The sequence below is a fragment of the Streptomyces sp. NPDC001700 genome (genome assembly GCF_053596435.1).
Genome location: NZ_JBSFGE010000060.1, coordinates 1 through 11,175, shown reverse-complemented (window position 1 = coordinate 11,175; position 11,175 = coordinate 1). Strand labels below are relative to the sequence as shown.

Genomic DNA, 11,175 nt, shown 5'->3' with positions numbered 1-11,175 from the left:
CCGGCGTCCTGTGGGCGCTCCTGCGCGACAACCGCATCTTCACCTCCGTCCCGCCGGACGCGCAGGCGGCTTGACTCAGTCATTGAGACTCCTTGTGGATGCGCGTGATCTGGAGGCGGCTCCAGCTGCTTTGGCAGGGCCGTAGGTGCCTCCCGGGAGGGCAGGGGACCAGCATCGCCCCCGTCGTGGGCCCATGGGCATACGCTCTTTGCGTTAACGGCCAGTTGTTGAGAGCAGGGCAAGGAACCGCAGGCCTTCGCCTGTGGCGGAAATACCCAGAAGCCTCTCGACGCCAAGAAGTCGGCCTGCTGCTTCCTTTCGTACTGCGCCAGCTCGCTCGCATCCTCTACTGCCAGCTCCCGACATGGCCGTGCTGTACTTGTCGACCCGGGCAGCCATGTTGCCCCGACTGTGCAGCCGAGCCCACACGAGGGCAGGATCAGCGCCATGAAGATTCTGGTGATCGGTGGAACGTGGTTCCTGGGGAAGCAGGTCGCGGAGGACGCGCTGGCGCGCGGGTGGGAGGTGACCACCTTCAACCGCGGTCGGTCCGGTACGGATGTGCCGGGTGTGGTGCCCGTCCATGGGGACAGGACCGTCGAGGAGGATCTGCGGCGTCTCGCAGGGCAAGGCCTCTGGGACGCGGTCATCGATACGTCCAGCTCGGAGCTGGCTCCACGCGATGTCCTGCTGGCGGCAGTCGCCTTGAAGGATGCCGTTGGTCGGTGGGTCCATCTCTCCACCGTCTCCGTATATCAGGGCTGGCCTCACCTGCCGTTGACAGAGGACGCTCCGCTGCTGGAGTGCCCGGCGGACGCGGATGAGACGTACGGGTACACGGGTGAGGGCGGCAGCCCGACCATCTATGGCTTTCAGAAGGTCGGCGGCGAGAACGCAGTGCGTCAGACCCTGGGCGACGAGCGGGTGGCGCTCCTTCGGCCGGGTGTCATCGTGGGCCCGGGTGAGTACGTGGGCCGACTGCCCTGGTGGCTGAATCGAGCCCGACAGGGTGGACCCGTCCTCGCGCCCGCCCCCGCCGATCGTCGCATCCAGCCCGTTGACGTGCGCGATGTGGCAGCGTTCGCGCTCGATCAAGCGCAAGGAGAGGGTCACGGCGCGTTCAACATCGCGCACCCGGACGGGCTGACGATGCGGGACTTCCTCGCCGAGTGCCTGGCGGTCACCGGGGGAGCGGGCAAGCCGGTGTGGGCTGCCCCCGAGAAGCTGACCGCCCAGGGTGTCCGGCAGTGGACGGAGCTGCCGTTGTGGCGTACGCACGCCGGGGTGTGGTCGGTCGATGCCGGTCACGCCGTTGCGGCGGGGCTGCGGTGCCGCCCGCTCAGCGAGACGATCCGGGACACCTGGGCCTGGATGGCTGCTGATGGCCGTCCGGTGGATCATCCACGGTGGGCCGAGCACGGCATCGACCGCGACAAGGAGGCCAAGGTGCTGGCCTCCTTGTGATCAGGGCTCCAGCGTCAACGGTCCGTATGGGCCGTCGAGCGCCCGGGCCGATGATGCAAGGACGAAGCCCTCTATGCGCTCGGCCAGATCACCGGCCACGGCGGTGCCCTGGTAGCGCGGCAGGGTCAGTGTGCTGCGCAGTTGGCTGATCCGGCGCAAGAGACCGGTGGCGCGCTGGTCCACGGGAACGTCCCACACATGTGCCAGCGCTTCGGCGGCCCCTTCGAGGTCGTTGTCCAACAGCCGGGCCATGGCCAGATCGGCGGCGGCACCTCCCAGCACCCGTGCGGAGCGAGCGCTTGCGGGCTTGGCACTGAGAAGCTCCAGGGCACGTAGCGCGCTGGCTTCAGCCTGCTCGCCGTTGCCGACGAGGAGCGCCGTGCTGCTGTTCGACATTGCCAGCCGCTCCTCACTGAAGCCGAACTCGCCTCCGACCACTTCGTGCAGTTCGTCGGTGCGGCCCGACCTTGCCTCCTCGGACAGCTCAACAGCGCGCTGTGCGGACACGGTGTCGCCGAGGTGCCCGTACGCGCGAGCCTCGATCGCCCGCAGCCTGCGCACGGCGGTGTCGCCCAATCCGTCGCACATCAGGCCTCGCTGAACCAGACGAACCGATTCGCTGGGTGTCGCGCTGAAGTACGAGATGTACGCGAGGGCACCTGCGGCGAACGCCTGCAGAGGGCCGAAACGGGCGCTCTCCCCGTAGAGCGCTGCCGTACGCGCCAACCGCTTCGCGCCCGCCAGCGAGCCCATGTCGAAGGCGGCGGTGGCCAAGAGGGCGGATGCTTGCCCGGCCAGAACCAACAGGTCTTGCTGCTGGCCTGGGATCCTGGTGCGGTCGCGCTGCGTTTCCGCTTCCTCTCGCAGTCGGCGGGCTTCGGTCCACACCGCTGAGGAGGACTTGCGGTTATAGGCCCCGGCCAGAGCGACGATGTCGTCACGGAGCTGGTCGATCGTGGTGTCAGAGATGGACGACGCCGCGGCGGCGTTGGCATCTTCCTGGGCGTCTCGTGCGGTCATAGCGATCTCGGCTTCCAGGTCGAACGCGGGCAAGGCGGGATCGTTGGCGCTGTGCGGAGGGCCGAACAGCGTCTCGACCGGCATCCCGAACATGGCTTCGAGAACGCGGCAGGTATCAGCACCCGGCAGACCGCGGAGCTTGCCGCCGGTCCAGCGACGGAACGCGGATTCGCCCACCGTCGGGTTCGCAGGGCCCAAGCCCAAGACTTCGTCAGCCGTAGCAGCGAACGTTCGGGCGAAGTCGACGTAGCGCCACTTTCGCTGGTCTACCAGCACTTTCAGCAGAGTAGCTGGCTGTGGCACGGCCCCTCCCACCTTCGCGGATCGATCCCTCACCGAGGGAATACCGCGCCTGCATGGCATGCAACACCGTAGGGATACACACCACTTGGAAGCCATCTGCGCGCCACTTTTATCGCTCGAACGAGGTGCACAGGCCATCCTGCCGGACATGGCGGAGCCATCCCGGTCTCCTCCACTCTGATCCAACCCAGCGGCACTGCGCGGCGACGCGCATCGAACCCGACGGGAGGATCGGCCATGGCGGACATGAGTGCCCTCAGCCCAACGCCCATATGCAGCCCGGGCGAGAGCGGGGCCAGGCGGGCTCAAGCACGGCGCCGTCCACTACGGCCTTCCCGCACCGGGCGCTCCAGCGAGTCGGCAGACAGCAGTCCTCGGACCAGGCGGCGAATCAACATGACAGCGACTACCTCCCCATCGCTTGCTCTCACCCGCGAGCAGGACGTCATGACTGTGGGCTTCACCATCAGCCTGCGCGACGAGCACGACGACATCCCCAGGCAGGATGCACAGCGTGTTCGCCAGATGCGCCGCCTGACAAGGGCGCGCCTGGCGTATTGGGGGCTCTCCGGGCTGGTCGAGGACATGGAACTGCTCGTCTCCGAGCTCGTCACCAACGCCATCAAGCACAGCCGTGGTACCGAGATCACCATGACGCTGGAGCTCAACGACGGCGTGCTCCGGCTTGGAGTCAGCGATGAGACCAGCCGATTCCCACAGATCCAGCAACCGAATGACGACGCCGAAGGTGGCCGGGGCCTCCAGCTCGTTCAGTGCATCACCGAGCAGCACGGGGGCTCCTGGGGCATCAGGCCCGACGGCACCAGCACGTGGTGCACGATTCCCACCACCTCCGCAGGGAAGTGCTGATGGACCCAGGGCTAATCACCGCGCGCCACGCCTGGACGGGGGCGCCTCGCGGAGCCGAACGGTGGGCGAATCGACCGCATCTACGCCACGCCGCAGATCGCCCAGGCCCTGACCCGGCTGGAGGTCATCGTCGACGACGGGTTACGCGAGGCGTCCGACCACGCGTCGGTCATGGCCACCTTCAATCTCTCCGCACTGCGCCGCGCCCTGTCCACCGAACCGACCTTGGCGGCCTGATGCGGCCCCCCACCCGCACCTGCGGTTGATGCCTCAACTTGGAGACTCCATGCTCACAGCCACCAGATATCCCGGTCTGGAAGCCGCGTACCTGGCCCTCCTGAGGCAGGTGTCCGACGATTACGAGCAACGCATCGTGGCGCGGGGACATAACGCTCGCGAAGTGCTCGGTGCCTCCTTCCAACTGCCGGACCCGCGTCAGCGGCTGCCCTATCTGGGGCAGCGCAAGGCCAATCCCGTCTTCCACTTCGCTGAGGCGCTGTGGTATCTGGCTGGCCGCCGGGATCTGGAAATGATCGGCTACTACGCCCCGTCCATGCGCTCCAGCTCCTCCGACGGCATCCACATCGGCGGGTCGGCGTACGGACACACACTCTTCACCCCTGCGGAGGGCGACATGCTCTCCCCTTTCGACCGGGTCCTGGAACTGCTCCGGACGGAGGCGGACAGCAAGCGCGGATACGTCCCGGTCTTCTCGCTCGGCGAACTCGCGATCAGGGACAACCCCGACGTGGCCTGCCTGGCCGGGCTCCACTTCCTGTCGCGTGACGGACACCTGCACATGGTCTGCTCCATGCGGGCCAACGACCTGGACTGCGGACTGCTGTCGGACGTCTTCAGTTTCACCATGCTCCAGGAGTACGCGGCCGTACAGCTCGGGCTGGAGTTGGGCGCGTATACGCACTTCATCGGCTCAGCTCATATCAACGACCGCAACGCCGATCGCGTCGAACGTGTCCTGGCCGAGGCGGACAGTCGGAGAGCCGTCCGCTTCCCGTTCCCGGAGATGCCGGTGAGTACCACCGCGGCGACGGTGGCGCACGTCCTGGAGCACGAAGAGGCCCTGCGTACGAACAAGACCCGCTACACCGTCGAGGACGTGCGGGATCTGGGGCTGGATCCCTACTGGCAGCAGCCTGTGCTGTTGTTCGAGGTCTATCGGCAGCTCCAGCACGACGAGGCCGTGAAGGTCGACCCCAGCCTCCTCGCCGCGCTGGACCCGGGGCTGCGGTGGCTCGTCGGCCACCGCTGGCCAGCCTGCGCCGCCGCCCTGGACGGAGGCGAGGAGTGAGCTGGAAGCCGCAGAGCGGCGCCGTGGTAGAAGGCATCGACTTCGACCGCTGGGCGGTCATCCTGTGCAAGCCGGACGCCGTCGAACGCGGCTTGGTCTTGCCCGTGCTCGACAGGATCCGCGCATGCGGTGTCACCGTCACGGACCGCAGGGACACCGTGGCGCGGTCCTGGCAGGCGCACGTCGTGTACCGCGATCTTCTCGCGGATGCCAAGCGCAGGCCCCGTGATCTGCCCGTCCTTCTCGACGCGGCGTTCGCCGACCGGCCGGTGTCCGTGGCGCTGGCTCGCGGTGAGCCCGGTATCCATGCCCGGCTGCGGCAGTTGGTCGGACACACCGACCCCACGTTGGCCGGGGCCGGGACGATCCGCGGGGAACTCGGGAACGACAGCCTGGCCGACGCCCGCACGCAGCGGCGCCTGGTCCGCAACCTCGTGCACACCAGCGACGACCCGGCTGCCGCCCGGCGCGACTTCGGCACCTGGTTCCACGGCGGCCGCCGACCGGACGAGCCCGACTTCGACCGGTGCTCGGTCATCCTGTGCAAGCCCGACGCCATCGAGCGCGGCCTGGTCGACGCCGTTCTGGACCAGATTCGTGCCGCCCGGGTAACGGTCTCCGAGCGCCGAGATCTCACCGTTCAGGCGTGGCAGGCCCACGTCCACTACTGGGACCTGCTGGTGGACGCCGACTGGTTCCCTGACCGCTCCATCCCCACCTGCCTGGACGCGGAATACGCCAACCGCCCGGTCACGGTGGCGCTGGCCCACGGGGAACCGGGCGTGCACCGGCGCCTTCGCCAGCTCCTCGGACACTTCGACCCCACCCGGGCCGCGCCCGGCACGATCCGCGGCGACCTCGGCAACGACAGCCTGGCCGCCGCGCTCGCCGAGAAGCGCCTCGTACGCAACCTGGTGCACACCTCCGACGACCCGGCTGCCGCCCGGCGCGACTTCGGCACCTGGTACGGCGCCCGCCGCCGGGCCCTGCTCGACCCGCTGAGTGCCCCGCGCCAGCGCACATCCGTCGAGAACTGACGCCCTTCCCCCGAACCGGAGGCATCCATGCGCGAGCCCTACCAGCACCGCCCCTTACCCCTCCTCACCCCGGACCAGATCGGGGAGCTGAAGCCCTCCCTCGCGGACGTGATCGAGTACCGCAAGTCCGGCCTCTCCCTGAACTGGATCATCGGCTGCCCGCTGGAGTGCGCCTACTGCGTCCGCCAGCTCTTCGACAACTTCGAGATGAAGCTCCCGCGCCGCCTGATGAGCGACGAGCAAGCCGTCGCGGAACTCGTGGAGCACCCGTACTTCCGGCCGCACCGGACACCCATCCAGCTCCTGAACCGGGCGACCGACCCCATGCTGCCCGTCGTCAAACCGCACCTCTTCGACGTGCTGCGGAGCCTGGACGCGCGGGGCATGACCAATCACGTCCTCGTCATCACGCGCTGGCGCGTCGGGCCGGAGGACTGCGATGTCCTCAACAGCTTCCGGAACCTGCGCCTGACCGTCCTGGTCACACACTCCGGCATCGACAACGACGCCATCGAGCTGGTCGACTCCAACGTGGCCGCCGAGAGCCTACGCACCCTCCACGAGCGCGCCGAGCGGTACCGCACCGTCCTGTACTGGCGCCCGATCGTCCCCGGGCTCAACGACTCCGACGCTCACCTGGAGCGGGCCCGCGAGCTGTCCGCGCACGCCCACGCGACGGTCTTCACCGGCCTGTTCTTCCGCCAGGAGATCGCGGCCTACTACGAGGCGAACGGCCTGCCCGTACCGTACGACCACACGGCCCGGCGCAAAGTCCTGCCCGAGGCGGCCGAGCAGCGGATTCTCGACTTCTTCCACACCCCGGAGCACCTCAACGCGCCATGGGGAGCGCTCTTCCGCAAGACGAGCTGTGCCGTGGCCTACGTCCACGGCGAGGCCGACTACAACGGCCACTTCGGCATACGGGAACTGTGCGACATCTGCCCTCGGGAACAGGTCGAGCTGTGTAAATCGGCCTGGGTCAAGCCCGACCTCACCCGCGTCACCGAAGATGCCCGAGTCCTCGGCGCGACCGGGCCCGTTGAGGTAACCGACCGCGCCATCATCGTGGATGGCCTGGACGAGCCGCCGCGCTACTACCTCCAGCACGGCTACGGCTACCAGTGCCACGACCGCGACAAGCCCCACCACTACCGCCAGCACGGCCGCGCCCCCATCGGCTGGCCAGCGGGGAACGGAACGCTCCAACGATGAACTTCGCCACCTGGCCCGCACTGCTCGTCGTGGACGTAGAAGGCAACGGGACCAACCCTCCCGACCTGGTCGAGGTGGCCGCCCTGCCCGTTCGCGACGGCGGGCCGGACACGAGCACGGCCGGGGCGTGGCTGATCCGCCCGCCCCGCCCCGTCACCCCCTTCGCCACCCGGGTCCACGGCTTGACCAACGAAGCCCTGGCCAAGTCCCCCACGTGGCCGGAGATCGCCGACCAGGTCCACACTCTCCTGGGCCCAGCGTGGATCTGCGCCCACAACGCCCACACCGACTACCGCGTACTCAAGGCGCACTTGCCGACGTGGCAGCCGACCGGCGTCCTCGACACGCTCCGCCTCGCCAAGGCCACGTACCCGAACCTGCCCGGCTACAGCCTCGACGCCCTGATCAGGCACATCAAGCCCGACCTCACGGCCGCCCCCGCCCAACGGCACCGCGCCACCTACGACGCCTACGCCACGGCCCAGCTCCTCCTCGCCATGGCCGACCACTACGCCACCTGGGACCAGCTCATCGCCGCCGCCGTACCGCCCGGCCTGCCTGGCGCCCCCGAACCAGAAGAGGACCCCACCCTGTGGTGAACACACCCCTCCGCATCGGAGTGCTCGGCACCCACTCCACCGGCAAGACGACGCTGCTCAAGCGGATCGAGATGGAGCTGCGCGGCCACGGCGTGACCGTGGCCCGCACCGGCCGCCTGGCCAAGCGAGCCGCCGGTATCGGGCTGTCGAAGATGCAGCACCACACCGAGATGTCCACCGAGTGGATCACCGCCCAGGGCATCGCGGACGAGATCGCCTGCGCGGCCCAAGGCACCCACGTCGTCCTCGCCGACAGGGCGGCCCCCGACGCGCTCGCGTACTACAACGCAGCTCTGGAGTTCCGCGCCGAGCACGCCGAGCCCATGGCCATGGAACGGCTGCGCCTGCTGACCGCGACTCAATACGCGAAGTACGACCTCCTCCTGGCCACCGTGCTGGACCCGTCCGTCCCCGTCGACCAGGGCCACGACTACGACGCCCGTTTTCGCGCCCTGGTCGACCAGCACGTTCACGCGCTCCTCGAAGACGAGAAGCTGGACCACCTTCGCGTCACCAGCCGCAGCAAGGCCCACGCCATCCAACGCGCCGTCGAGATCGGCCTCAAGGGGGTCGCAGCATGAGCACCCCTCCGCCCGCAGGCACCATCACCATCGCCGACAAGACGGTCTCCCGCCTCGGCCTCGGCACCATGCGCCTGACCGGCCCCGGCATCTGGGGCGAACCCGAGGACCGCGTCACCGCGATCAGCGTGCTCCGCCAAGCCGTCCACACCTACGGCATCACCCACATCGACACCGCCGACGCCTACGGCCCCCACACCGTCGAACACCTCATCCACGACGCCCTGCACCCCTACCCCGAGCACGTACTGATCGCCACGAAGGTCGGCCTGGTACGCCCCGCCCCCGGAACCTGGGTGCCCCTGGGCCACCCCGTCTACCTCCGTGCCTGCGTCGAGGCCAGTCTCCGCCGTCTGCAGACCGACCGGCTCGACCTCTGCTACCTCCACCGCATTGACCCCGAGGTACGGCTCGCGGACCAGCTCGGAACCCTCGAAGCCCTCCGGACCGAAGGCAAGATCGGCCACATCGGCCTGTCCAAGGTCACCCCGGACACCATCCGGGACGCCGCCAAACACACCCGCGTGGCGGCCGTACAGAACGTCCTCAACATGACCGACCGACACGACCCGGCCCTCGAACTCTGCCGCGACCTCAACATCCCGTACGTGCCGTACCGGCCGCTCGACGCCGGAAACCTCGCACGCCAAACGGAAGTCGGCGCAGCACTCCACTGGCTGTTGCAGCTCGGCGCCCACGTCGCCCCGATCCCCGGCACCAGCTCACCGGAACACCTCTACCAGTTCGTGTCCGCAGTGACTGGCGCATGGGCGTGACACCCGCACTCACGTTCAAGTCCCTCTCGCGCATCGGCCGATGGTGAACGGAGGGGGCGCCATCCCTCAGCCTCTGACCAGCAAGAATTCCAATGCACTTGAAGTGCCCTGCATCGCGGCTGGAATCTGAAGAAGCCGAGACCCCGCATGGGCGGGGACCACCGCGCAGGCCAAAGGGGCCCGGCGCAGGGGAAGGGACCAACCCCGCGTATGCGGGGACCACGCGATGTGTCCGTACGGCATGGTGCGGCTCTCCGGGACCAACCCCGCGTGTGCGGGGACCACGAGACCGAGGAGGAGGTCCAGCCGCTCGACCAGGGACCAACCCCGCGTGTGCGGGAACCACGGGTGGGTGCCGGGGATGTAGGTGAGGCGGAGGGGACCAACCCCGCGTGTGCGGGGACCACGCGTGCGCCTCAGCCACGTCCCACGGCGCGCCGGGACCAACCCCGCGTGTGCGGGGACCACGACGGGGGACGCGGCAGGGCCTCGGGCCGGGCGGGACCAACCCCGCGTGTGCGGGGACCACCGCCCACTGATGGCCGCCCGCAACGACGACCTGGGACCAACCCCGCGTGTGCGGGGACCACCCTGGGACCGAAGCCGCCGAACTCGACGTCGAGGGACCAACCCCGCGTGTGCGGGGACCACGCGCCAGTCCTGGCGGACGTCATCGCGTGGACGGGACCAACCCCGCGTGTGCGGGGACCACTGGCTCAGGCGAAGCTGGTGACGCTGGCCAACGGGACCAACCCCGCGTGTGCGGGGACCACTTCGTCCGGACTGGTCAGCCGCGCGCCGCGCCGGGACCAACCCCGCGTGTGCGGGGACCACGCGGTGACCTCCCGCCACACCTCCACCGTCGTGGGACCAACCCCGCGTGTGCGGGGACCACGGTCAGGATCAAGTCGGCGCGGTCCAAGCTGCGGGACTAACCCCGCGTGTGCGGGGACCACGTCGTTGACGCCCTCGGTCTCAAGGGCCTGCTGGGACCAACCCCGCGTGTGCGGGGACCACCCGCTGAGCGCGCTCGATCCCTCCGAGACCGATGGACCAACCCCGCGTGTGCGGGGACCACGGCGGCACCATGCCGGAGATGTCCGGCACCAGGGGACCAACCCCGCGTGTGCGGGGACCACTCGCGGGCGGGCAGCAGCGGCAGCGTGAACTGGGGACCAACCCCGCGTGTGCGGGGACCACGGCACATGGTTCGTCCGGCTGACGTCCGCCATGGGACCAACCCCGCGTGTGCGGGGACCACCGGGCGCTCCAGCTGCGGACCACGCTGGCCCAGGGACCAACCCCGCGTGTGCGGGGACCACTTCATCAACTTCGCCATTCAGAATCAGGGCGTGGGACCAACCCCGCGTGTGCGGGGACCACAGCGGAGGCACGGGCCACCGGACTCGCGGGGGAGGACCAACCCCGCGTGTGCGGGGACCACAGAAGAGCACCGCGCAGAGCCGACGCAAGGTCGGGACCAACCCCGCGTGTGCGGGGACCACAGTAGGTGACCTGGGGGTTTATGTGGCTGGGGGCTCGATTTTACTCACTTCTACGGACTCCGGCGAAACGGGATTTGCTGGCATTCCCTGCATAGTGGTCATTTCGGTACCGCCGTTCTCTTCAGGCTTCTCGGCTCAGTTTGGACTATTGCGGTGGCTGCTCCATTCCGGTGGCGGGTGGGGTGTTGAGGTCCGTCGCCAAGGCACGTTGGCCCTCGGCGCTCCCAGGTGTGGCCGGGGCTTGCGTCGGGTTCAGGCGTGGGCGAGTAGTGCGTCGAGTTGGGCGGCGGTGGCCTCGGGGTTCGTCGTGTGGTGGATGGTGCGGATCCCCAGGGCCTCCGCAGGTGGGAGGTTTCCGGCGTGGTCATCGACGAATACGCACTCGGGGCCTGTGAGCCCAAGAACGTCCAGCGTCCGCTGGTAGATGGCTGGCGACGGCTTCCGTACCTTTTCGACCTCGGAGAGGATCACCGCGTCGAAGCAGTCGTACAGCCCGAGG

General features: G+C 68.8%; 10 protein-coding genes and 1 CRISPR repeat array. Of the genes, 8 read left to right on the top strand and 2 right to left on the bottom strand.

The features are described from left to right. The first annotated feature begins 447 nt into the window (after positions 1-447). On the top strand, positions 448-1,464 hold the full coding sequence (locus ACWC5C_RS41785; RefSeq protein WP_450884558.1) for an NAD-dependent epimerase/dehydratase family protein: 1,017 nt from the start codon (positions 448-450) through the stop codon (positions 1,462-1,464). Here ACWC5C_RS41785 and ACWC5C_RS41780 read toward each other — a convergent pair whose 3' ends face one another. Then, on the bottom strand, positions 1,465-2,760 hold the full coding sequence (locus ACWC5C_RS41780) for a DNA-binding protein (RefSeq protein WP_450884556.1): 1,296 nt from the start codon (positions 2,758-2,760) through the stop codon (positions 1,465-1,467). A gap of 474 nt (positions 2,761-3,234) precedes the next feature. On the opposite strand from ACWC5C_RS41780, the gene ACWC5C_RS41775 reads away from it, so the two are divergent. The 7 genes from ACWC5C_RS41775 to ACWC5C_RS41745 all read left to right on the top strand — a co-directional run bounded on the left by ACWC5C_RS41775 (position 3,235) and on the right by ACWC5C_RS41745 (position 9,171). After that, positions 3,235-3,657, top strand: coding sequence for an ATP-binding protein (locus ACWC5C_RS41775; protein ID WP_450884554.1), 423 nt, complete (start codon positions 3,235-3,237; stop codon positions 3,655-3,657). Positions 3,658-3,943: 286 nt separating this feature from the next. Continuing rightward, positions 3,944-4,966, top strand: a complete 1,023-nt coding sequence (locus tag ACWC5C_RS41770; RefSeq protein ID WP_450884552.1) for a thymidylate synthase — start codon at positions 3,944-3,946, stop codon at positions 4,964-4,966. Further along, positions 4,963-6,003, top strand: a complete 1,041-nt coding sequence (locus tag ACWC5C_RS41765) for a nucleoside-diphosphate kinase (protein ID WP_450884550.1) — start codon at positions 4,963-4,965, stop codon at positions 6,001-6,003. The genes ACWC5C_RS41770 and ACWC5C_RS41765 overlap by 4 nt, the downstream gene beginning before the upstream one ends. Before the next feature lie 27 nt (positions 6,004-6,030). Further along, entirely contained in the window at positions 6,031-7,215 is a 1,185-nt protein-coding gene (locus ACWC5C_RS41760) for a radical SAM protein (protein ID WP_450884548.1), read from the top strand. Further along, positions 7,212-7,814: a 3'-5' exonuclease gene (locus ACWC5C_RS41755; RefSeq protein WP_450884546.1), complete on the top strand. Its 603-nt coding sequence runs from the start codon at positions 7,212-7,214 to the stop codon at positions 7,812-7,814. The genes ACWC5C_RS41760 and ACWC5C_RS41755 overlap by 4 nt, the downstream gene beginning before the upstream one ends. After that, positions 7,811-8,395 (top strand): AAA family ATPase, encoded by a 585-nt coding sequence (locus tag ACWC5C_RS41750; RefSeq protein ID WP_450884544.1) that lies wholly within the window; start codon positions 7,811-7,813, stop codon positions 8,393-8,395. The genes ACWC5C_RS41755 and ACWC5C_RS41750 overlap by 4 nt, the downstream gene beginning before the upstream one ends. Further along, positions 8,392-9,171, top strand: coding sequence for an aldo/keto reductase (locus ACWC5C_RS41745; RefSeq protein ID WP_450884542.1), 780 nt, complete (start codon positions 8,392-8,394; stop codon positions 9,169-9,171). The genes ACWC5C_RS41750 and ACWC5C_RS41745 overlap by 4 nt, the downstream gene beginning before the upstream one ends. Before the next feature lie 194 nt (positions 9,172-9,365). Next, positions 9,366-10,676: direct repeats of the CRISPR family, unit length 29 nt; unit sequence GGGACCAACCCCGCGTGTGCGGGGACCAC. Between the two features lie 252 nt (positions 10,677-10,928). On the opposite strand, the gene ACWC5C_RS41740 is transcribed toward ACWC5C_RS41745, so the two are convergent. Further along, positions 10,929-11,175, bottom strand: a 247-nt coding sequence (locus ACWC5C_RS41740; RefSeq protein ID WP_450884540.1) for an HAD-IA family hydrolase, incomplete at its 5' end; no start/stop codon positions are given.

Bases quoted from the DNA above. Each gene is read 5' to 3' on its own strand.
- ACWC5C_RS41785 (WP_450884558.1), top strand. From the start codon at position 448: ATGAAGATTCTGGTGATCGGTGGAACGTGGTTCCTGGGGAAGCAGGTC.
- ACWC5C_RS41775 (WP_450884554.1), top strand. From the start codon at position 3,235: ATGACTGTGGGCTTCACCATCAGCCTGCGCGACGAGCACGACGACATC.
- ACWC5C_RS41770 (WP_450884552.1), top strand. From the start codon at position 3,944: ATGCTCACAGCCACCAGATATCCCGGTCTGGAAGCCGCGTACCTGGCC.
- ACWC5C_RS41760 (WP_450884548.1), top strand. From the start codon at position 6,031: ATGCGCGAGCCCTACCAGCACCGCCCCTTACCCCTCCTCACCCCGGAC.
- ACWC5C_RS41755 (WP_450884546.1), top strand. From the start codon at position 7,212: ATGAACTTCGCCACCTGGCCCGCACTGCTCGTCGTGGACGTAGAAGGC.
- ACWC5C_RS41745 (WP_450884542.1), top strand. From the start codon at position 8,392: ATGAGCACCCCTCCGCCCGCAGGCACCATCACCATCGCCGACAAGACG.